Origin of the sequence: Mesorhizobium sp. M4B.F.Ca.ET.089.01.1.1 (assembly GCF_004022605.1) — a bacterium.
GTDB classification, from domain to species: Bacteria; Pseudomonadota; Alphaproteobacteria; order Rhizobiales; family Rhizobiaceae; genus Mesorhizobium; species Mesorhizobium abyssinicae.
Genome location: NZ_RZOS01000062.1, coordinates 1 through 19,973, shown reverse-complemented (window position 1 = coordinate 19,973; position 19,973 = coordinate 1). Strand labels below are relative to the sequence as shown.

Genomic DNA, 19,973 nt, shown 5'->3' with positions numbered 1-19,973 from the left:
ATACGGGGAGAAGGTGCCGGCAGGCGGATGAGGGGCGGCGCCAACATTTGAAGGGATGGGCCACCGGCTCTGCTTGACAGGTTTGCGCTGCCCCTCATTGCCCTGCCGGGCATTTCTCCCCGTATAGTGACGGGGAGAAAGACGCTCTCAATCGTAAGTCAGATCCGTCGCCTTGCCGCCGAACACCCGGTAGGCATAGAACGAATAGAAGATGATGATCGGCAGCACCACGACGACGCCGACGAGGATCACGATCAGGCTTTCCGGCGCTGAGGCGGCCTGCCAGATGGTCAGCTTGTCGGGCACGACGAACGGGTAGAACGACCAGGCGAGGCCGGCGAAGCCGAGCGCGAAGATGGCGGCGAGCGTCAGGAACGGCGTCAGCGCGTGGCGATCGTTCGGCTTCGGCAGATGGAAGGTCTGCCGCCACAGCCAGACGAACAGCAGCGCCGACAGGATCGGCAGCGGCGAGAGATAGAGGATCTCCGGAAAGAGGAACCATTTGTCGAAGATGCGCGGGCTGGCGAAGGGCGTCGCCAGGGACACCGCGACCATGCCGAGCGCGGCCAGCACCAGCGCCGTGCGCAGCCAGCGCACCGCCTTCTTCTGCAATTCGCCCTCGGTCTTGTAGATCAGCCAGGCCGAGCCCATCGCCGCATAGGCGGCCGACAGGCAGAGCGCCACCAGCGCGCCGAAGGCGATGCCGCCGAGGCCGACGTCGAGGCCGAGCACGTAGACGCCCAGCATATAGCCCTGCGCCAGCGAGGCGACGGCCGAGCCGAGGAAGAAGATGCGGTTCCAGCGGTGCTTGCTGCCGGCCGGCACCTTGGCGCGGAAGTCGAAGGCGACGCCGCGCAGGATCAGGCCGACCAGCAGCACGAAGACCGGAATGTAGAGCGCGCTGAGGATGGTGCCATGCGCCAGCGGGAAGGCGACCAGCAGCAGGCCGACGGCCAGCACCAGCCAGGTCTCGTTAGCGTCCCAGAACGGACCGATGGCGGCGATCATGGTGTCCTGCTCGTGGTCGTCGGCGGCGGCGAACAGGATGCCGATGCCGAGATCGAAACCGTCGAGGATGACGTAGATCAGAATGGCGAGGCCCATCAGGCCGGCGAAGATCAAGGGAAGCAGGGTTGGCCAGTCATAGGTCATTTTCTTCTCCTCGCGCGCCAGTCTCGATTGCCGAGGTCGGCGCCGCCCCTCATCTCCCTGCCGGGACCTTCTCCCCGTATGGTGACGGGGAGAAGGGGGCTGGCCGCAACAACAGCGTACTTCCTGCAACGTCGGCGATTGGCGAAACCAGCGATGGGAGCGCCCCTCTCCCCGTCCCTATACGGGGAGAGGATGCCGGCAGGCAGGTGAGGGGCAGCGCCAGCGTCCGGCGTCGAGTCAAGATTTCTTCGCAGTTCGACCACTGCTCTCACTCTCCTGCCGCCGGCTGCGACATGGCGGCGTTCATGACGCCCGGCAGCGGCGAGGCGTCGCCATCCTTGGCCGCCTTCAGCGCCAGGTGCACCAGCACGCCGAGATAGGCGATCAGCAAAGCCAAGTAGAGGACGAGATAGATGGCGAGCGTCAGCGCGACATGGCTGCCGGCGACCGGGCCGACGGCATCGGCGGTCCTCAGCACGCCGGTGACCAGCCAGGGCTGGCGGCCGATCTCGGTGGTGTACCAGCCGGCCAGCGTCGCCACCCAGCCGGAGATCGTCATCGGCACCATCAGCAGCGCCAGCGGCCTCGGCAGGCTGTGGCGGCGCTTGAGGAAGAAGGCCGCCGACCAGGAGACGACCAGCATCAGGATGCCGGTGCCGACCATGATGCGAAAACCCCAGAACACCGGGAAGACCGGCGGGTGGTTGCCGGGATAGTCGTTCAGCCCCGGCACGACGCCGCTGGTTGAGTGCCTCAGCACGAGGCTGGCGCCGTCGGGGATGGCGACCTCGAATTTGTTCTCCCGGGCCGCCTCGTCGGGAAGCGCGAACAGCACCAGCGGCACGTTGGGGCCGGTGTTCCAGTTGGCTTCCATGGCGGCGATCTTCTGCGGCTGGTGCTCCAGCGTGTTCAGGCCGTGCTGGTCGCCGGCGAAAATCTGGATCGGGATCAGGATGGCGGCGGTGAAGACGCCGGTGCGCAGCGCCTTCCACATCGATTCCGAGCGGTCGCCGGTGAGATAGCGCAGCGCCGACAGGCCGGCGATGAGGAAGGAGACTGTCAGCCCCGAGGCAAGCAGCATATGGACCAGGCGGTAGGGCATCGACGGGTTGAAGACGATCGCCCACCAGTCGACGGCATGCGCCTTGCCGTCGCGCATCTCGAAGCCGGCCGGCGTCTGCATCCAGGAATTGAGCGCGATGATCCAGAAGGCGGAGACCGTGGTGCCGCCGGCGACCAGCACGGTGGCCAAAGTGTGGATGCGGTTGGAGACGCGGCGGAAGCCGAACAGCATGATGCCGAGGAAGGCCGCCTCGAGGAAGAAGGCGGTGAGGATCTCATAGGCGAGCAGCGGCCCGGCGATGTTGCCGACGGTCTCCATGTAGCCGGGCCAGTTGGTGCCGAACTGGAAGCTCATGGTGACGCCCGAGACCACGCCCATGGCGAAGGACAAAGCGAACACCTTCACCCAGGTGAAATAGGCGCGCATCCAGGCGGAATCGCCGGTGCGGTTGTAACGCAGCTTGAAGAACAGCAGCACCCAGCCGAGTGCAATGGTGATCGCCGGAAACAGGATATGGAACGAAATATTCGCGCCGAACTGGATGCGCGACAGAATGAGCGGGTCCATGGGCGACTCCGGCTGCTGCTTATGCCTCACAGAATAGGGCGCTGACGCGGTCCGGTCAAAGCGGCGTGGCGCCACGCGGGGCGCGTTGTCGCAGCAGTTCGGGCGAAAGCGTCAGCGCCCGATCGGGGAATGATTGTCCAGAATTGTCAGGAGCGGCATTGACTTCCGGACGCTGGCACCGACATTCAGCGCAATAAAAATCCGCTTTCAAGCAGCCGTTTTCAGCCATGCCATCCATTATCTCGATTGCCGGGGTGACCAAGACCTACGCCACCGGTTTCAAGGCCTTGAAGGAAATCAACCTCGACATCGAGCGCGGCGAGATCTTCGCGCTGCTCGGGCCGAACGGCGCCGGCAAGACGACGCTGATCTCGATCGTCTGCGGCATCGTCAACCGTTCGTCCGGAACGGTCACGGTCGACGGCCACGACATTGCCCGCGACTACCGCGCTGCGCGCAGCCTGATCGGGCTGGTGCCGCAGGAACTGACCATCGACGCCTTCGAGACCGTCTGGGCGACGGTCAACTACAGCCGCGGCCTGTTCGGCAAGCCGCCCAACAAGGCGTTCGTCGAGAAGGTGCTGCGCGACCTCTCGCTGTGGGAGAAGAAGGACGCCAAGGCGATCACGCTGTCGGGCGGCATGAAGCGCCGGCTGATGATCGCCAAGGCGCTGTCGCACGAGCCGCGGGTGCTCTTCCTCGACGAGCCGACGGCCGGCGTCGACGTCGAACTGCGCCAGGACATGTGGGCGATGGTGCGCCGGCTGCGCGAGGACGGCGTCACCATCATCCTGACCACCCACTACATCGAGGAAGCCGAGGCGATGGCCGACCGCGTCGGCGTCATCAACCGCGGCGAGATCGTGCTGGTCGACGACAAGGCCGAGCTGATGCGCAAGCTCGGCCGCAAGCGGCTGATGCTGGAGCTGCGCAGTCCGCTCGCCGCCATCCCGGAGAGCTTCTCGCGCTACGCGCTGGAGCTGTCGCCCAATGGCGATCAATTGACCTACACCTACGACAACCAGAGCGACCGGCCGGGCGTCGCCTCGCTGATCCGTGACCTCGAGGCGGCGGGCATCCAGTTCCGCGACATCGACACGGAGAACAGCTCGCTGGAGGAGATCTTCGTCAACCTGCTGAGGCAAGAGCCATGAATCTGCGCGCCGTCTGGGCCATCTACCGGGTGGAAATGGCGCGCGCGCTGCGCACCGTGCTGCAGAGCATCATTTCGCCGGTGATCTCGACCTCGCTTTATTTCGTCGTCTTCGGCTCGGCCATCGGCTCGCGCATCACCGAGATCGACGGCATCAGCTACGGCGCCTTCATCGTGCCGGGGCTGATCATGCTGTCGCTGCTGACGCAGTCGATCTCGAATGCCTCCTTCGCCATCTATTTCCCGAAATTCGTCGGCTCGATCTACGAGCTGCTTTCGGCGCCGGTGTCCTATCTGGAGATCGTCATCGCCTATGTCGGGGGTGCCGCGACCAAGTCGATCGTGCTCGGCCTGATCATCCTGGCCACCGCCTCGCTGTTCGTGCCGCTGCATATCGAGCATCCGTTCTGGATGCTCGCCTTCCTGGTGCTGACGGCGGTGACCTTCAGCCTGTTCGGCTTCATCATCGGCATCTGGGCGAAGAGCTTCGAGCAATTGCAGCTGGTGCCGCTGCTGATCATCACGCCGCTGACCTTCCTCGGCGGCAGCTTCTATTCGATCAACATGCTGCCCGGCATCTGGCGCACGGTGACGCTGTTCAACCCGGTCGTCTACCTGATCAGCGGGTTCCGCTGGAGTTTCTACGGCAAGTCGGACGTCTCGGTCGGCATCAGCCTCGGCATGACCGTGGTGTTCCTGGGCGTCTGCATCGCGATCGTCGCCTGGATATTCAGGACCGGGTATCGATTGCGGAACTGACCGGCAGGTCAGATGGCCTTCACCAGCCGCAGCAGCCCCAGCATCTCGACAAGCGTCCCCCGGCGGAAGGCGACATAGATCGGCTGTTCCTGGCCGTGAAAACGGCGCTTGAAGGCCGCCTGGCCCTGCAGGTTGAACTTCGAGCGATTGACCCAGGCGGAGCCGTAGGCGCGCTGGAAGGTGCTGCGCCAGAAGCTCGATTCGGCAAAGCCGCTGGCCTCGATGTCGACCAGCGGCGACAGACCCAGCGTGACGACGGACTTGCCCTCCTCGCGAAAGCGGTCGACGGCGAATTTGGTCAGGCCGATCTCGGCATGCGGCGTGGCGTCGATATGCTTGCGCTTGAAGGCGGTGGTGTAGCCGATGACCTTGCCGTCGCGAAACAGCGGATCGAAATCGAGCAGGGCGACCAGCTCGCCCTCCGGCCCATGCAGCACGAAGCGGCGCATGTCGGCGCCGAGATGGTCGGCGAAGGGCCGGTTGAGGAAGCCCATCTCCCAGCGCTTGACGATGCGCTCGCCGCGCCAGTTCTCCGACAGCCGGGCGATCTCGTCGAGGAAGATGTTGCGCCTGTCCTCCTCGAAGGAAAAACCCTTCTTCGACAGCCAGCGTTCGGAATAGCGCACCGTCTCGTTGCGCTTGCCGGAGAAATTGTGCGCTGGCAGGTGCAGCCTGGTGTCGATGCCGAGGCGATTGATCCGGTAGCCGAGACCGGCCAGCACCCGCGCGGTATCGGCGCCGATCTGCACGAACCAGGGATCGCCTGCGGCCTCGACGAAGCGCTTGATATAGGCCGGCCGCTCGGCCGGATGGGCCACCGGATCGCCGAGCGCGAAATGGTGCTTCATCTTGGTGCCGAAGGCGATGTAGCCGTCGCCATCGCTGAAATAGGACAGTTTCTGCTGCACGGCGGTGGAATAGGCGAGCGAGAAATCGCCATGCCGACGCACCAGCGCCAGGCGCTCGAGATGCGTCAGGTCGCGCCGCGGAACCTTGGGTGCTGCGCCTTCGAGAAACCTGTCAATGTGGATCCGCAGGGAGGGCATGAGGTTCCGCGTGCCGATAGATGGAGACCCGTCGACCCGCAGGCCCGAATCAGTCGCCTTAGCACGGTCAATCATACCGCGCAGGCGCCATATAGGATGCAATCGGCACCGACAGAAGGGGAAATCTCGGCCAAAGGGTGGCGAGTGGGCAGCGCGCCATGCGCCATCATCGGCCGGATTGGCTTGCATCCTGTGGTAGCAGGCTTTGACTTTTCATGTGATGTTATATATCATGTTATCGTTTTGACTGAACGAGCTGGATCATGGACGACATCATACGGTCGCTTGGCTTTCTGTGCCTGGGCAGCAGGTTCAAGCGCATCGGCGAGCAGTTGCAGGCGGATACGCAGCGCGTGCTCGACGAGCTGGAGGTCCGGGTCCAGTCGAGCCAGTATCCGCTGCTCGCCGCGCTCGACAGGCTGGGGCCGCTGCCGGTCGGCGAGCTGGCGCAGTCGCTCGGGATCGCCCAGCCGGGCGTCACGCGCAGCGTGGCGCTGCTGGCCGAACTGGGACTGGTCGAGGTCAGCCCGTCGAACGACGACCAGCGGCGTAGGATCGTCTCCCTCAGCCGCAACGGCCGACGGCTGGTCGATGTGGCGAAGCGCGAAGTCTGGCCTCGCATCGAGAAGGCCGTTGCGGGTCTGTGCGCCGACCTGTCCGGGCCGCTGCTTGGTCAGCTCGCCGAAATCGAGGACCGCCTGGCTGCGTCGCCCCTCGACCGTCGCGTGGAAGAGGCCGCGGGTCCGGTGCGATGAACCACGTGCTCGACCGTCCCATCTGGAGCGCGCTCAGCTCGCGACATCAGGCCTTCGCGCAAGGCGACAGCCTGGCCAAGCGATACAGGCCGTCGATCGTTCCGTTCGCGGCCACCGCGGCGGACGACACGGCTAGTCTCGATGCGCTGGGCAGGCTTATTCCGCCGCTCGAAAGCTCCATCGTGGTCCAGGCGGACGCAATCGTCCTGCCTGCGGCGCTCTCCGCGATTTCGACCGCGTCGCTGGTACAGATGATCGCCGAGCAGCCGGTGCAGGCCGTATCCGACGAGCGCATCCAGCGGTTGACGCAGCACGATGCCGCCGAGATGCTCGCTCTGGCGGTGCTCACCAGGCCCGGCCCGTTCACGCTGGAGGCGTTGAGCCTCGGCGATTTCTGGGGCGTCAAGATCGACGGCAGGCTGGCGGCGATGGCCGGCGAGCGCATGAAGCAGCCTGGCTACACGGAACTCAGCGGCGTGTGCTCGCATCCGGATTTCCGCGGCGGCGGCCTCGCCAGGCGGCTGTCCCTGTTCGTGGCAAATCAAATCATGACGCGGGGCGAAATCCCCTATCTCCACGCTTATGCCAGCAATGTCGCGGCCATCGGACTGTACGAGTCCATCGGCTTCCGGCTGAGAAGCATGATGAACATGGCCGTGGTTCAACGCACCGGATAGGGCGCACCAGCGGCCGTTCTCGCGGACCTGGAGCGTTTCACGGAAACGGCGAACTGCTCCGTCTCTTTGTTTTGAGGCAATTCCGGACGGAAAACCGCTCACACTTTTCCTGGAATTGCTCTAGGCCGACTTTGGCTCAAGCCGCCGGAAGCCGACGGCTTCCATCAGCATGTCCTCTTCGAGCATGCCGGCATTGTGCAGGGCAAGCAGGTTCAGGGCGATTTCCCGGGCTTCGGTCGAATCGGGATGCGCCTGGCGCCGCCGGCAGGCCTCGTCAAAGACGCGCTGCAGCCTGGCGATATCGGCAGGCTTCAGCAGGCCACGGTCATAAACAGACTTTGGCATGGCAGTCTCCTGACAAGGACCTAGGGCGCCACGCATAAATTGCCAATCTTTCCCGAAGCTTGACTGGTTCCTGAAATGAAAAGGAGGGATCTCGGGGTGCCGAGATCCCTCCTTTGATCATGCAATGGGTCGAGATGACCGCAGGTCAGACGGCGATCTTGCCGCCGCCCTTTTTGGTGATGGCGACCACCGACGGCCGGACCGGCATGTCGGGCTTGAAATCGGGCCAGCGGGTCGACAGGTCCTCATAGTAGGACGGACGGCCGAAGGCCTCCCAGTCCTCGCCGCCGTCGCCCGGATGCTGGACGGCGACGAAGGCGGTCTGGTCGTCCGGCGCGAACAGCGGGCCGCACATTTCGGCGCCGATCGGCACGCGGAAGAACAGTTTCGAGGTCGCCCGCGCCGCGCCTTCGGTGTCGACCGCCCACAGGCCGTCGGTGCGGCCGGTGGCCTTCGGACCCTGGCCGTCGGTGGCGACCCACAAACGGCCGGCCGAATCGACGGCGCAATTGTCCGGCATGCCGAACCAGCCATTGGCGGTGGTCGCGGTCGAGAAGGTGGCGCCGACCTCGGCCACCGAGGGATCGCCGCATTTCAGCAGCACTTCCCATTTGCCCTTGGCGGCAGCGAAGTCGCCGCCATCCTCCGATATCTCGATGATGTGGCCGAAGGCGTTCGACGCGCGCGGATTGGCGGCGTCGACCTGCTCCGCCTTGCGCTTCGAATTGTTGGTCAGCATGACATAGACCTTGCCGTTGGCGCCATTGGGCTGGATGTCCTCGGGGCGGTCCATCTTGGTGGCGCCGAGCAGGTCGGCGGCGCGGCGCGTCTCGATCAGCACGTCGGCCTGGCTGGCGAAGCCGTTTTCCGCAGTCAGCGGGCCCTGGCCGAAGACGATCGGCATCCACTCGACCGTGCCGTCCTCGCCGAACTTGGCGACATGCAGCGTGCCGTCGTCGAGCAGGTCCTTGTTGGCCGCGAGGTCGTTGGCGTTGAACTTGCCGGTGGTCACGAACTTGTAGGCATAGTCGAAACGCTCGTCGTCGCCGAGATAGAAGACAACGCGGCCGTCCTTGGCGACGATCGATTCCGCACCCTCATGCTTGAAGCGGCCCATGGCGGTGCGCTTGCGCGGCACCGAGGCCGGATCATTGACGTCGACCTCGACGATCCAGCCGAAGCGGTTGGCCTCGTTCGGCTCCTTGGCGAGGTTGAAGCGGTCGTAATGCGCGCCCCACTCATAGGCGCCTTCCGGAATGCCGAGGCGCTTGTAGTTGGCGGCTTCCTTGTGGCCTTCCGGCAATTCGCCGGAGAAATAGCCATGGATGTTCTCCTCGGCCATGACATAGGTGCCCCAGGGGGTGACGCCGCCGGCGCAATTGTTGAAGGTGCCGATGACCTTGGTGCCGGAGGGATCGGCATTGGTCTTGAGGCGGTCGTGGCCGGCGGCCGGGCCGGCAAGCTGCATCTCGGTGTTGGAGGTGATGCGGCGGTTGAGCTTGCCGTCGCGCACCACCTGCCACTTGCCGCCGTCCTTGCGGATCTCGACGATGGAGCCGCCATGGGCCGCCATCTCGACGTCGACTTGCTCCTTGCTGAGCGGCGCCACCTCGGCTGCCTTCTTGCCGTCCTTGTCGACGATCTTGACGATGCCGGGGAACATCAGATGCGGGTTGGTGTATTCGTGGTTGACCACCAGCAGGCCGTGCTCGGCAGAGCCGTCGATCGGGATATAGCCGACATAGTCGTTGTTGTAGCCGAACTGTTTTGCCTGGGCCTCGGCCGACTGCTTTGCCGGGTCGAATTCCGGCGAGTCGGCAAACAGCGGATCGCCCCAGCGCAACAGCACGTCGGCATCGTAGCCCGGCGCGACATGGTGCTTGTCGTCGATGCCGGCCTCCAGCTCGTCGAAGGTGAAGGCCGAGGCCTCGGCGGCGCGGGCATCGTCGGCGGCGACCAGCGCCAGCGGGCTGACCGTGGCGGCGATGGCCGAAACCGCCAGCGAACCCTTCAGGAAGCCACGGCGCGAGAAGCGCGCGGCGATGATCTCGCCCATGGTGCGGTTGTCGGTGGGATTGACGGCCGGGCCGTCATTCTCCTCGAGCAGGCTGGTTCGGAAACCGGTGTCAGGGGAGCGGTGGTCGGACATGAGCTTTCCTCTGGCTTCTTGGCTGGAGCATGTGACCTGTCGACCCCTATAACCGCTCGATCACATTTTCGTGACACTCGGCGCGTTTTCGGCAGTTTATTTGCCGGCTCATGAACAACGCCTGTCCCGTCGGCTGGCACCCGTCGCCATTCATCCTCCCGCATGACTTCAAAATATCGCATCGGTCGGCACCGATCATGGCGGCCGGGACGCATTTTGCGACATCCGGCTTCGATCCTGTCTGAGCGGGGCGCTGGTCAGACGCGGTCTGCTTGACGGCCTCGCGCGCTTCGGAAACAAGGACTGCGGCACGCATGGCGATGGCGGCAATTGGGAGAAATGAACCGTGAGTTTCTGGGGAATGGTGCAGCTTGGCGTTTCGACCGTGATCTTCCTGCTCGCGGCGACCGCGGCCAAGCAATGGGGGCTGGCGCCTAGCCTCGGCAAGATCGTGCTGACGCTGGCGCTCTATTCGCTGGGCAATCTGATCATGCTGAGGCTGATCCGTGAATTCGGCATGTCGGTGTCGTTCAGCCTGTCGGCTGTGATACAGCTGGTGTCGGTGAACGTCGTGGCGCTCGCCTTCTTCGGCGAGAAGGTCAATGCCCTGCAGGCGACCGGCATCGTGCTGGCGATCGCAGCCGTGGCGCTGATCACGCTCGGGCCCTATATGCAGCGACTCTAAGGCGGTTCAGCGTTTCATGGAATCGCCGAGCCGCCCCGAGTTTTGTTTTGACGCAATTCCTGACGGAAAACCGCTGCGCACTTTTCCTGGAATTGCTGTAGGTCCCGCCCGATGAAATCCGCCGCGGTCGCGTTCTTCAACAAGATCGAGTTTCCGGTCCTTCTGGCCGGGCTGGTGGTCGCCTTCGGGCTGTGGGGCTTCGTCGAATTGATGGAGGCGGCGCACGCCACCGCGCCGCACGCCTTCGACACCGAGATCCTGCTCGCCTTCCGCCAGGCTGGGCAACCCGACCACCCGATCGGGCCGCTGTGGCTGCAGGGGGCGATGCGCGACATCACCAGCCTCGGCAGCACCAGCGTGCTGGTGCTGATCACCGCGGCGGTGATCGTCTACCTGCTTTTGATCCGCAGGCCGGGATCGGCGCTTCTGATCTTCGTCGCGGTAGCCGGCGGGCAGGTGCTGTCCAGCCTGCTCAAGGCTGGCATCGACCGGCCGCGCCCGGAACTCGTCTCGCACCTCGTCGACGAGACGTCGCTCTCCTTCCCGAGCGGCCATGCCATGCTGTCGGCGGTCACCTACCTCACGCTCGGCTCGCTGGCGGCGCGCTTCCTGCCGGACCGCACGACCAAGATCTTCGTGCTCTGCCTCGCCGTGCTGATCACGGTGCTGGTCGGCACCAGCCGCGTCTATCTCGGTGTCCATTGGCCGTCCGACGTGCTCGGCGGCTGGTGCGCCGGCTTCGCCTGGGCCATGCTGTGCTGGCTGGTGGCGCGGTTCCTGCAGCGGCGCCATGCGGTGAGCGACAGTGAGTGAGTATGTTTTATCCATACTCAATGATGCTTGAAACATCATGATGTTTGTATTATCCATTGATACTGCAGACTCAGACAAGGGTTCTGGCCGATGATCACCGCCCAGCAGATGCGCGCCGCGAGGGCGCTGGCCGGCATCGATCAGAAGACGCTGGCCGAGCGCGCCGGGGTTTCGCTTCCGACCATTCAGCGCATGGAGGCGAGCGACGGCGTCGTCAGGGGCGTGGTCGACACGCTGATGAAGGTCATCCAGGCACTCGACGAGGCCGGGGTGGAACTGATCGGCGAGAACCAGGCCAGCGAGCGCGGCGGCCGGGGCGTGCGCCTCAAGCCGGTCGTATCGCAGAACCCGCAAGGCTGAGTCGCGTAATAGTCGCGACGGCGACCGCCGACATGCTGCCGACGATCCCCGCCGCCTTCGAGACGCGGAAGGCAGTCCATGGATCAGGCCCGGCGGGCAAACCACCAGCAGGCACGGCCGACATTTGCCGAACTGTTCACCCCAAAGCTGGTGACGGTGCTGCGTGAGGGCTACTCGCTAGCACACTTCAGGACCGACGCGATTGCCGGGCTGACGGTCGCCATCGTGGCGCTGCCGCTGTCGATGGCGATCGCGATCGCCTCCGGCGTGACGCCCGAGCGCGGCCTCTACACCTCGATCGTCGGCGGCTTCATCATCTCGGCGCTCGGCGGCAGCCGCTTCCAGATCGGCGGCCCGGCAGGCGCCTTCATCGTGCTGGTGGCGGCGACGGTGGCGCGCGTCGGCGTCGACGGGCTGCTGCTGGCAACGATGATGGCCGGCGTCTTCCTGCTCGCTATCGGCTATCTGAGGCTCGGCACCTACATCAAGTTCATCCCCTATCCGGTGACCGTCGGCTTCACCGCGGGGATTGCCGTCATCATCTTCTCCGGCCAGATCACCGAGCTGTTCGGGCTGACGCTTGCCGGCAAGGAGCCGGGGCCGCTGGTGCCGAAACTGATGGCCCTCAGCGAGGCGGCCGGCACGATCAACCCGGCCGCGACCTTCGTGGCGGTGCTGACCATCGCGACCATTGTCTTCCTCAAGCGCTGGCGGCCGAAATGGCCGGCGATGCTGATCGCCATCGGCCTGGCCTCGCTGGTCGTGGCGCTGTTCGCGCTGCCGGCCGAAACGATCGGCACGCGCTATGGCGGCATCCCGCGCAGCCTGCAGTGGCCGGCCTTTCCGCCCATCAGCATCGACAGGATGGTCGACGTCCTGCCGGATGCGGTGGCCTTCGCGCTGCTCGGCGCGATCGAATCGCTGCTCTCCGCCGTGGTCGCCGACGGCATGACCGGGCGGCGGCACCGCTCCAATTGCGAGCTTGTGGCGCAAGGCTTCGCCAACATCGCGTCGGCCCTGTTCGGCGGCATCTGCGCCACCGGCACGATTGCCCGCACCGCCACCAATGTGCGGGCCGGCGCGCATGGGCCGGTCGCGGGCATGGTGCATTCGGCGATCCTGCTGGTGCTGATGCTGGTGGCGGCGCCGCTGGCCAGCTACATCCCGCTGGCCGCGCTTGCCGGCGTGCTGGCGGTGGTGTGCTGGAACATGTTCGAGAAGCAGGCCTTCGCGACGCTGCTCCGCACCTCCCGCGGCGATGCGCTGGTGCTGATGGCGACCTTCCTGATCGTCGTCTTCCGCGACCTCACCGAGGGCATCGTCGTAGGCTTCGCGCTGGGCTCGATCCTGTTCATCGACCGCATGGCCAAGTCGATCGCCGTCGAGGCCGATCAGCCGCTGGTGCCGGACGACATCGCCGACCGCGCCAGCACCTATGATTCCAGCGAGGCGAGCGATGCCGACACCGTCGTCTACCGCATCTCGGGCGCCTTCTTCTTCGGCGCCGCCTCGACCGTCGGCACCGTGCTCGACCGCATCGCCGACCAGAGGAGGAACTTCATCCTCGACTGCTCGGCGGTGCCGTTCTTCGATTCCACCGCCGCCAACGTCATCGAGGGCGCGGCGCACAAGGCGAGGCGCGCCGGCGTGCGCTTCATCATCGCCGGCGCCGCGCCGCAGACGCGGCGCATGCTGATCAACCACGGCGTCAAGCGACCGCTGGTCACCTATGCCGCCTCGATCCGCGACGCGCGGGCGCAGCTCAAGGCGCCCGACGGCTGATCGCTGAGCGGGCGGCCTCGACCCGAGCCGACCGCCCGACGGCCTCAATCGAGGCTGAGCGCGGCGACCTCGCCCTCGTTCATCAGCGGCACGAAGATCGTTTTGCCGTCGGCGCCGATGTCGGCGCTGCCCGGCTTGAAGGTGGTGAAGGCCTCCGGCTTGCCGCCATCCTTGTAGCGATAGAGCGTGCCGGTCATGTAGGCGGTGGCGTAGATGCTGTCGCCGATGGCGACGACGCCATCGAGGTCGGCGAATTTTTCCGCGCCGGGCAGCGGCGAGATCGCCTTGCTGGCGAGGTCGACCGAAAGCAGGCCGCCCGGCTCGGCGGTGCTGAAATCGGGCTTTATCCCCTTGCCCCAGGAGGCGACGATCAGCCTGCCGCCGTCGGCGAAGATGCCGTTGGGCGAGGCAAGCAGCGCGTCCTTGACGAACAGCTCCGGCCTGTCGCCGTCGATGCGGTAGATGGTGTCGGCCAGCATGTCGCTGACATAAACCTTGCCCGCGCTGTCCGCCGTCATGTCGTTGAGGAAGACGGCATTCGGCACGTCGATGCTGGCGACCAGCTTGCCGCTGGCCAGATCGACGACGCGGACCTTGGTGATGTCGGCGACGTAGAGCTTGCCGCCCGAGAGCGCCATGCCCTTGGGCGCGTCCATGCCGTCGGTCCAATGCCGGGTGACGAGCTTGCCGTCGAGCGACAGCACCGACAGATAGCCGTTGCCGTCGGCCTCGCCGGGATTGCCGGCGATGTTGGAGACGATGATGCGCTTGTTGGCGGCATCGAAGAGCGCCGATTCCGGCTGCTCGAAGCCCGAGGCGCGCCAGATTTCGCCGGCCTCGGCGATTGGCGTCATGGCGGCGAAGGCGAGGATGGTCGAAACGATGAGGGTTTTCATGACTGATCTCCTGTAATGACGGACGGAGAGCTAGGTTTTTCGATACTTTTCCGGAAGGCCTCTTCCAGCTAGTATCGAAGATCGATACGAAATTGCGCTGACGAGGTGCATTCCATGAATGGTCCGATCTTCGAGGCCCTGAAACGGACGCTGAAGGCGAAGGGCCTGACCTATCGCATGCTGGCCGAGCGCATGGGCGTTTCCGAGCCGACGGTGAAGCGTATCTTCCATGAGAAGAACTGCAAGCTCGACCGCCTGGTCGAGATCTGCGCCGCCGCCGATGTCGAGCTCGAAAACGTGCTCGGCTCGATGAACCGGGGGCCGGGGCCGGCCAACCACGTCGCGCCGGAGATCGAGCGCAAGCTGGCAGCGCGGCCGGCGCTGCTGTTCGTCTTCATCATGCTGTCGGAGAAGTTCACGCCGCAGGGCATCATGCGCTCGCAAGGACTGAGCGAAGCCTCGATGTTCCTTTACCTGCGCGACCTCGAGGCGCTCGGCCTTGTCGAGATCGGGCGCGGGCTTTCGGCGCGGCTGCTGGTCGAGACGCCGATCCAGTGGAATTTCGACGGACCACTGAGGCCGCTATTCGAAATGACCAACAAGAATTTCATCGGCTGGGCGATCTCCCATCTGGAGCGCGAGGCGAGTTTCGTCAGCTTCTCGCGGCGGATGCGGCCGGAGACGGCGCAGATGGTGCGACGCGAGGCGGAGGAGCTGGCCGAGCGCGCCAAGCTGCTTGCCCACCACGACCAGCACACGACGCCCGAGGACCAGCTCATCGGCTACAAATGGACCTTTGCCTTCGGCGCGACGCCGTTTCCGGCGATCATGCCGATAGGGCCGCATGCGCGCGATGCCGGGGCCGCGGCTCCCGCAAAGGGACGCCGTGCCTTGCCGGCCTGATACTTGCCCCTGAATCAGCCGAGCGCACAGCGATGCCGACCGCGCAGCCGGTGCTTCAAAAATGAAGCCACATTCATGATAGGATTCGCAGATTGATTTGCCAGACCTCCGGGTTTTGCCCAACGCGCGACCCGTCCCCGTGACATCGAAGTGATCCCATGTCGACCGCACCAACACTTGAACTTCGCCGCTTTTCGCGCCTGAAAAACTTGCGGGAGCGCGCAGAACGCCAGGGGGCTGCATTGCAGTTCTGGGCGCGTACGGCATCGCTTGCCGCTATATCCTGCTTCTTTTCATTGATCAGCCGCTGGGATGCCTCGCTGCTCTTCGTGCTGGCGGGACTGGTGCTGTTCCAACTCGTCGGCCTGATCCAGTTTCTCTTTGTGCGCCGTCGCACGGCGCCATGGTGGATCGGCTACGTCGTCGGTACGCTGGACATCATTCTGTTGACCGTTCTGCTGATAACGCCCAACCCGTTTGCCCAAGAGGTCGCGCCGGCCGCGATGCAGCTGCGCGAAGGCAGCTTCAAATTCCTGCTGATTTTCGTATGCCTTGGCGCGCTGACCCTTTCGACTCGACTGGCGCTCTATCTGGGCGCGCTCGCGGCCTTGACGTGGGCGATCGGGGTGGGATGGGTGATTGTTCATCCGGGTACCGTCATTCCGGCGACGAACCTCTATTCACTGCCGCTGACAGAGCGACTGAACCTCTATCTCAACCCCAATTTCGTCGACACGTTCGCGCAGGCGACCAACGTGCTGGTCGTGCTGATTATCGGCGCGATCATGGCGCTGGTCGTCTCGCGTTCCCGACATCTGTCGGAAGACTATGTCAAGGCAGAGCGCGCCCGCGCCAATCTCGCCCGGCATTTTTCGCCCAATGTGGTCGACCAGCTCGCCACCGATGACGAGCCCTTCGGCCCGGTCCGCCGGCAGGAAATCGCGGTGCTGTTCGCCGACATCGTCGGCTTCACCCACTATTCCGAGGATCATCCGGCCGAAGCCGTGTTCGAACTTCTGCGTCAGTTCCACCGTCGCATGGAGCAGGTCGTTTTCGACCACAATGGCACCGTCGACAACTATATCGGCGATTGCATCATGGCGACATTCGGGGTTCCGCAAGCCAGCCATGACGACGCGACCCGGGCCATCCAGTGCGCTGGAGCGATGATCGCCACTCTCGGAGACTGGAATGTCCAGCGTGTGTCCAGGGGATATCCGCCGCTGGACGTTCGGATCGGCGTCCAGTATGGCGCGGTCGTGCTCGGCGCGGTCGGCAGCGAGCGCAATCTGTCCGTCGCGGTGGTGGGCGACACCGTCAACGTCGCCAGCCGTTTGCAGGCGCTCTGCCGTGAGCTTCAGGCGAGTATCTGCTTTGGGTCGCGACTGATCGAGGCCGCGAAGGCGGAATCGCCCACGACACAGTTGAACGCGCGCGATCATGGGCCGGTGAGCATCCGCGGCCGGGACGAACCGGTCCATGTCTGGGTCGGACACAGAGCCGAAAACCAGGGCGCCGTTGCGGTTTCGGCGTGACTCAGACCAGGCCGAAAGCCATCACCTTTCTGAAGCGATTGCTCCCGCCTCTGCGGCTTCGGCGTCCGTTATAGCGTCGCCCCACGCGACTGCCCGGTAGTCGAAGCCATATTCCAGCGTCGGCTTGACGATGCGGAAGAAGGGCGACAGGTCGAAATCGCGCGGCGTGTAGAGCGAGTGGTGGCGGATGTGCAGGATTTCCCGGCGCATGTAGCTCGACTGCGCCGAGGCGCGGCCGGGGGCGCGGGTGATCTCGGGCAGGATCGGATAGCGGATCTGGCCATAGGCCTCGGCGATCAGCGTCGAGCAGATCGCCCGCGTCGGATCGCCGGACCCGAAGGCCAGCATGCGGCGACGCCAGCGCACCGGCACCGGCGGCGTCGGCAGGAAGAAGCGCAGCATGTCGAAGATGTTCTTGAGATCGTATCGCAGGCCGAGCTTGCCGATCATGAAAGCGACGACCTTGTCGCGGTCTTCCGGCGTCAGCCCGCTCGCCCTGCAGATGCGCGTGTTGTAGGTGCGGTAGCGCGACAGCGGCACGGCGACACAGCCTTCGCCGAGCGTGACTTCGATCAGGCGCGGCCGCTCCGAACCGTCCGCGGGCGCGGGCAGAGCGTCGCCGACATAGAAGGCGGCATGCGACCAGGTCGACTGGGTCAGGTATTTGATGACCGCCGAGATCTTCTGGTTGCCTTCGATGAGCAGGATATCGCCTGGCTCGAGCGCGCGGCGCAGCGTCTCGGCATCGGACGGCGTGTAGGGCTCATAGCCCGACGATTCGTCCTGCAGCCGGCCGGCAAGCCAGCGGCCAAGGCGGTCGAGAAGCGTGTCGGCCGGCGCGGTCATGGTAGAGCGTGCTTAGCACGGGCCGGCGGGGAAGTGCCAGCGCGGGAGGCTGGCTCCCCCTTCTCCCTGGTGGGAGAAGGAAAAGCGGTCAGCCGGCGGCCGCGGCCAGATCGTCCGGGGCGCCGGCGAGATCGTCGCGGGCCTTGCGCGCGAGCTTCCTGGTCGAGCGCTTGGGGCTGTCGCCGAACAGCTCGATCGCATCGGCAAGGCACGACTTCCTGAGGCTCTTCTCCGAGCGCTTCAGGAGCTTGGCGAGAAGCCTGGTGTCCTCGGGCGGCCCGAGCGGCTCGCCATCGGCATCGAGCAGCGCGCGCATGACGAAAACATCATGCAGATCGCCCAGCCTTTCGCCCAGCGAATCGACCGCCTTGCGGCGGGACTTGATCGGGGGCGGCCACAGCCGGCCGAGCAGCGACAGGTGCATGCTGTGGGTCTTGGCCGCCTTGCGCAAATCGTGGAAATCGTCGGCCTCGCCGCGCGAGCCTGCCTTGTCCAACGCCTTGCGCGCCCGCCGCAAGGTCGCGCGGGCGCCTTCGGCGAGAATGTCGGCCGCCTGTTCGGGCTGGTCGGGCAGCGAGAGCCTGTCGATGTGGCCGAGGCCTTCACGGCAAGCGACGGCGGCGGCGCTGATCGCGGCATCGAGGCCGGCGCCGGCATGCATTTCATGCTGGCGCATCACCAGCCGGTCGCGCGCGGCGTCGAGGCCGCCGCCGGCGCTCTGCTCCGGAAAGGCGGCAGCCAGGCGGTCGACGGTCTCGATCAGTGCTGTCGCCTCGCGCGGTCCGGCAAGCAGCGCCGATACCTGCTTGTAGCACTCGTTTTCGGTCTGGCAGAACGGTTCGTCCCCGGAACGAACCAGGCGCAGCAAGGCGCGCACGCTCTTCAGCCGCTTGCGGCATTTGTGCAGGCCCTGCTCGGGCTTCTCGCGCGCCGTCTCGAGATGGGCAAGCGCCTTGCCGACCTCGTCGGCCAGGATGCGCCTGACCTCGCCGGTCAGCGGCAAGCGCGGATCGATGCGAAAACTCATGCGGCGATCTCCGGAATCCCCCCAAGGGCGAGCGACGCGTTGTAGAATCTCGACTCGCCGGTGATTTCACGGCCGAGCCAATCAGGCAGCATTTCGTCAGGCACGTCTTCCGGCGTCTCGAGCTCGGCCACCACCAGCCCCGCCAGCATCCCGCCGAAGACATCGACTTCATAGAGATAGCCGCGGTGCCTAACATGGTGACGTGTCTTCTCGATGACACGCCCGACGGCGAAGGCCTGCATCTCCTGCGCCTCCGCGAGCGGGATCGAATATTCGAACTCGTCGCGCTCGCGCGCCCTGCTGCCGAACTTCAGCGTCAGCTTGGCCGAGACGCCGTCGCCGATGCGCACACGCACCGAGCGGCCGGGCGCTGCAGCAAGGTAGAACTGCCGAATGCGGATATCCGCCTCGACCCGATCGCGCCAGGCGGGGCTGGCGACCAGGAACTTGCGTTCTACTTCCTTGACCATGGCCGCGCACTAAAGCGCGCGTGGACCAACATGGCAAGCCGATGCCGAGAATCAATTTGACTTTAATCAATCGATTGATTAAACGAATATCATGAGCAAGAAAACGAGCGCCAAACCTTCCCATCGCGAAGCTTCTCCCGCCGAGCAGACACGCGCCGCGCTCGTGCACGCGGCGCTCAAGCTGTTCGGGCGGCAAGGCTATGACGGCACCTCGACGCGCGAGATCGCCGCCGAGGCCAAGGCCAATATCGGCTCGATCGCCTATCATTTCGGCGGCAAGGAAGGCCTGCGCACCGCCGCCGCCGATTACATCGTCGACACGATCCAGACGATTGCCGGCCAAGCCGTTGGAAGTCAGGCAATTGGAAGTCAGGCTGGTCCGGAAGCGGCGCGGGCGCAGCTCTTCGCCGCGCTGGAGCGGATGGTGGCCTTCATCGTTGCCAGCCCGCAAGCCGGCGAGATCGTACAATTCGTACTTAGGGAGCTTTCCCATCCGACGGCCGCGCTCGACCGCATCTATGCCGGCGTGTTCGAGCCGACGCACCGCAGGCTTTGCATGATCTGGGAGCAGGCGACGGGCGAGCCGGCCGAGAGCGAGCGCACCCGGCTCACCGTGTTCACGCTGATCGGCCAGGTCATCTATTTCCGCATCGGCCGCGAGGCAGTGATGCGCCGGATGGGCTGGCGAGAGATCGGCGAAGCTGAGGCCGCCAAGGTGGTGGCGATCACCTCGGACAATCTCGGCGCAATTCTGGCCGCCCGCAATCTGGCTGCCCGCAGCAACGCCGCCCGCAAGGAGGGCAAACCATGAGCTTGCTTTGTTCGCTGCCGCTTGCCGCCCAGCTGTTCGGCGCCTGCGCGCCGGCGGCACCGCTCGCCGTCGGCTATGTCGAGGGCGACTATGTGCTTTTGGCGCCGATCGAAGTGGCGCAGGTGGAGACGGTCGCCGTCAAGCGCGGCGACCGCGTCTCGCCGGACGCGACCGTGGTG

20 protein-coding genes and 1 pseudogene are annotated in these 19,973 nt (G+C 65.2%); 12 read left to right on the top strand and 9 right to left on the bottom strand.

What is annotated here, in order from left to right:
* Window positions 1-147: 147 nt before the first annotated feature.
* Window positions 148-1,152: a cytochrome d ubiquinol oxidase subunit II gene (locus tag EN780_RS09145; protein ID WP_128273269.1), complete on the bottom strand. Its 1,005-nt coding sequence runs from the start codon at window positions 1,150-1,152 to the stop codon at window positions 148-150.
* Between the two features lie 268 nt (window positions 1,153-1,420).
* Window positions 1,421-2,782 (bottom strand): cytochrome ubiquinol oxidase subunit I, encoded by a 1,362-nt coding sequence (locus EN780_RS09135; protein WP_127391534.1) that lies wholly within the window; start codon window positions 2,780-2,782, stop codon window positions 1,421-1,423.
* A 227-nt stretch (window positions 2,783-3,009) separates the two neighbouring features.
* Between EN780_RS09135 and EN780_RS09130 the strand changes: the two genes are divergently transcribed.
* Both EN780_RS09130 and EN780_RS09125 read left to right on the top strand, forming a co-directional pair.
* Window positions 3,010-3,936, top strand: coding sequence for an ABC transporter ATP-binding protein (locus EN780_RS09130; protein ID WP_127391535.1), 927 nt, complete (start codon window positions 3,010-3,012; stop codon window positions 3,934-3,936).
* Window positions 3,933-4,694 carry an ABC transporter permease gene (locus EN780_RS09125; protein WP_127284561.1) on the top strand — a complete coding sequence of 254 codons (762 nt, stop codon included), beginning with the start codon at window positions 3,933-3,935 and terminating at the stop codon, window positions 4,692-4,694. Before EN780_RS09130 ends, EN780_RS09125 begins: the two co-directional genes overlap by 4 nt.
* Window positions 4,695-4,702: 8 nt before the next feature.
* Here EN780_RS09125 and EN780_RS09120 read toward each other — a convergent pair whose 3' ends face one another.
* Entirely contained in the window at window positions 4,703-5,740 is a 1,038-nt protein-coding gene (locus tag EN780_RS09120; protein ID WP_127391536.1) for a phosphatidylglycerol lysyltransferase domain-containing protein, read from the bottom strand.
* 263 nt (window positions 5,741-6,003) lie between these two features.
* On the opposite strand from EN780_RS09120, the gene EN780_RS09115 reads away from it, so the two are divergent.
* Together EN780_RS09115 and EN780_RS09110 are read left to right on the top strand one after the other, a co-directional pair.
* Window positions 6,004-6,495, top strand: coding sequence for a MarR family transcriptional regulator (locus EN780_RS09115; RefSeq protein ID WP_127391537.1), 492 nt, complete (start codon window positions 6,004-6,006; stop codon window positions 6,493-6,495).
* On the top strand, window positions 6,492-7,172 hold the full coding sequence (locus EN780_RS09110) for a GNAT family N-acetyltransferase (protein ID WP_127391538.1): 681 nt from the start codon (window positions 6,492-6,494) through the stop codon (window positions 7,170-7,172). Before EN780_RS09115 ends, EN780_RS09110 begins: the two co-directional genes overlap by 4 nt.
* A 120-nt stretch (window positions 7,173-7,292) precedes the next feature.
* Here the strand turns inward: EN780_RS09110 and EN780_RS09105 are convergent, their stop codons facing one another.
* Both EN780_RS09105 and EN780_RS09100 read right to left on the bottom strand, forming a co-directional pair.
* A complete protein-coding gene (locus tag EN780_RS09105; protein WP_127391539.1) occupies window positions 7,293-7,517 on the bottom strand; it encodes a hypothetical protein in 225 nt (74 codons plus the stop codon).
* Between the two features lie 145 nt (window positions 7,518-7,662).
* On the bottom strand, window positions 7,663-9,666 hold the full coding sequence (locus tag EN780_RS09100) for a PhoX family phosphatase (RefSeq protein ID WP_127391540.1): 2,004 nt from the start codon (window positions 9,664-9,666) through the stop codon (window positions 7,663-7,665).
* A gap of 346 nt (window positions 9,667-10,012) precedes the next feature.
* Here EN780_RS09100 and EN780_RS09095 point away from each other — a divergent pair, with 346 nt between their 5' ends.
* The 4 genes from EN780_RS09095 (at window position 10,013) to EN780_RS09080 (ending at window position 13,306) form a co-directional block, all read left to right on the top strand.
* Window positions 10,013-10,351, top strand: coding sequence for a hypothetical protein (locus EN780_RS09095; protein WP_127391541.1), 339 nt, complete (start codon window positions 10,013-10,015; stop codon window positions 10,349-10,351).
* A gap of 111 nt (window positions 10,352-10,462) precedes the next feature.
* On the top strand, window positions 10,463-11,164 hold the full coding sequence (locus EN780_RS09090; RefSeq protein ID WP_127391542.1) for a phosphatase PAP2 family protein: 702 nt from the start codon (window positions 10,463-10,465) through the stop codon (window positions 11,162-11,164).
* Window positions 11,165-11,254: 90 nt separating this feature from the next.
* Window positions 11,255-11,524: a helix-turn-helix transcriptional regulator gene (locus EN780_RS09085; RefSeq protein ID WP_127284569.1), complete on the top strand. Its 270-nt coding sequence runs from the start codon at window positions 11,255-11,257 to the stop codon at window positions 11,522-11,524.
* Window positions 11,525-11,602: 78 nt separating this feature from the next.
* Window positions 11,603-13,306 carry a SulP family inorganic anion transporter gene (locus tag EN780_RS09080; protein ID WP_128273266.1) on the top strand — a complete coding sequence of 568 codons (1,704 nt, stop codon included), beginning with the start codon at window positions 11,603-11,605 and terminating at the stop codon, window positions 13,304-13,306.
* 44 nt (window positions 13,307-13,350) lie between these two features.
* Here EN780_RS09080 and EN780_RS09075 read toward each other — a convergent pair whose 3' ends face one another.
* Entirely contained in the window at window positions 13,351-14,202 is an 852-nt protein-coding gene (locus EN780_RS09075) for an ATP/GTP-binding protein (RefSeq protein WP_127391545.1), read from the bottom strand.
* 114 nt (window positions 14,203-14,316) lie between these two features.
* Here EN780_RS09075 and EN780_RS09070 point away from each other — a divergent pair, with 114 nt between their 5' ends.
* Together EN780_RS09070 and EN780_RS09065 are read left to right on the top strand one after the other, a co-directional pair.
* On the top strand, window positions 14,317-15,105 hold the full coding sequence (locus EN780_RS09070; RefSeq protein WP_127391546.1) for a helix-turn-helix transcriptional regulator: 789 nt from the start codon (window positions 14,317-14,319) through the stop codon (window positions 15,103-15,105).
* 242 nt (window positions 15,106-15,347) lie between these two features.
* The gene (locus EN780_RS09065; protein ID WP_245493243.1) at window positions 15,348-16,640 is read left to right on the top strand and encodes an adenylate/guanylate cyclase domain-containing protein; all 1,293 of its coding nucleotides are present in this window, start codon (window positions 15,348-15,350) and stop codon (window positions 16,638-16,640) included.
* Between the two features lie 21 nt (window positions 16,641-16,661).
* On the opposite strand, the gene EN780_RS09060 is transcribed toward EN780_RS09065, so the two are convergent.
* The 3 genes from EN780_RS09060 to EN780_RS09050 all read right to left on the bottom strand — a co-directional run bounded on the left by EN780_RS09060 (window position 16,662) and on the right by EN780_RS09050 (window position 18,983).
* On the bottom strand, window positions 16,662-17,486 hold the full coding sequence (locus EN780_RS09060; RefSeq protein ID WP_127393880.1) for a lipo-like protein: 825 nt from the start codon (window positions 17,484-17,486) through the stop codon (window positions 16,662-16,664).
* 88 nt (window positions 17,487-17,574) lie between these two features.
* Window positions 17,575-18,513 carry a CHAD domain-containing protein gene (locus tag EN780_RS09055; RefSeq protein WP_128273262.1) on the bottom strand — a complete coding sequence of 313 codons (939 nt, stop codon included), beginning with the start codon at window positions 18,511-18,513 and terminating at the stop codon, window positions 17,575-17,577.
* Window positions 18,510-18,983 carry a CYTH domain-containing protein gene (locus EN780_RS09050; RefSeq protein ID WP_128273260.1) on the bottom strand — a complete coding sequence of 158 codons (474 nt, stop codon included), beginning with the start codon at window positions 18,981-18,983 and terminating at the stop codon, window positions 18,510-18,512. The genes EN780_RS09055 and EN780_RS09050 overlap by 4 nt, the downstream gene beginning before the upstream one ends.
* A 91-nt stretch (window positions 18,984-19,074) precedes the next feature.
* Here EN780_RS09050 and EN780_RS09045 point away from each other — a divergent pair, with 91 nt between their 5' ends.
* Window positions 19,075-19,794 carry a DUF1956 domain-containing protein gene (locus tag EN780_RS09045; protein ID WP_127393883.1) on the top strand — a complete coding sequence of 240 codons (720 nt, stop codon included), beginning with the start codon at window positions 19,075-19,077 and terminating at the stop codon, window positions 19,792-19,794.
* Window positions 19,791-19,973, top strand: a pseudogene (locus EN780_RS09040) (HlyD family secretion protein); the annotation flags it as partial. The gene EN780_RS09045 and the pseudogene EN780_RS09040, both read left to right, overlap by 4 nt.

Coding starts and splice junctions, on each gene's coding strand:
- EN780_RS09145 (WP_128273269.1), bottom strand. CDS start 1,152: ATGACCTATGACTGGCCAACCCTGCTTCCCTTGATCTTCGCCGGCCTG.
- EN780_RS09050 (WP_128273260.1), bottom strand. CDS start 18,983: ATGGTCAAGGAAGTAGAACGCAAGTTCCTGGTCGCCAGCCCCGCCTGG.
- EN780_RS09090 (WP_127391542.1), top strand. CDS start 10,463: ATGAAATCCGCCGCGGTCGCGTTCTTCAACAAGATCGAGTTTCCGGTC.
- EN780_RS09075 (WP_127391545.1), bottom strand. CDS start 14,202: ATGAAAACCCTCATCGTTTCGACCATCCTCGCCTTCGCCGCCATGACG.
- EN780_RS09125 (WP_127284561.1), top strand. CDS start 3,933: ATGAATCTGCGCGCCGTCTGGGCCATCTACCGGGTGGAAATGGCGCGC.
- EN780_RS09110 (WP_127391538.1), top strand. CDS start 6,492: ATGAACCACGTGCTCGACCGTCCCATCTGGAGCGCGCTCAGCTCGCGA.
- EN780_RS09085 (WP_127284569.1), top strand. CDS start 11,255: ATGATCACCGCCCAGCAGATGCGCGCCGCGAGGGCGCTGGCCGGCATC.
- EN780_RS09055 (WP_128273262.1), bottom strand. CDS start 18,513: ATGAGTTTTCGCATCGATCCGCGCTTGCCGCTGACCGGCGAGGTCAGG.
- EN780_RS09060 (WP_127393880.1), bottom strand. CDS start 17,486: ATGACCGCGCCGGCCGACACGCTTCTCGACCGCCTTGGCCGCTGGCTT.
- EN780_RS09120 (WP_127391536.1), bottom strand. CDS start 5,740: ATGCCCTCCCTGCGGATCCACATTGACAGGTTTCTCGAAGGCGCAGCA.
- EN780_RS09115 (WP_127391537.1), top strand. CDS start 6,004: ATGGACGACATCATACGGTCGCTTGGCTTTCTGTGCCTGGGCAGCAGG.
- EN780_RS09080 (WP_128273266.1), top strand. CDS start 11,603: ATGGATCAGGCCCGGCGGGCAAACCACCAGCAGGCACGGCCGACATTT.
- EN780_RS09070 (WP_127391546.1), top strand. CDS start 14,317: ATGAATGGTCCGATCTTCGAGGCCCTGAAACGGACGCTGAAGGCGAAG.
- EN780_RS09130 (WP_127391535.1), top strand. CDS start 3,010: ATGCCATCCATTATCTCGATTGCCGGGGTGACCAAGACCTACGCCACC.
- EN780_RS09100 (WP_127391540.1), bottom strand. CDS start 9,666: ATGTCCGACCACCGCTCCCCTGACACCGGTTTCCGAACCAGCCTGCTC.
- EN780_RS09105 (WP_127391539.1), bottom strand. CDS start 7,517: ATGCCAAAGTCTGTTTATGACCGTGGCCTGCTGAAGCCTGCCGATATC.
- EN780_RS09135 (WP_127391534.1), bottom strand. CDS start 2,782: ATGGACCCGCTCATTCTGTCGCGCATCCAGTTCGGCGCGAATATTTCG.
- EN780_RS09045 (WP_127393883.1), top strand. CDS start 19,075: ATGAGCAAGAAAACGAGCGCCAAACCTTCCCATCGCGAAGCTTCTCCC.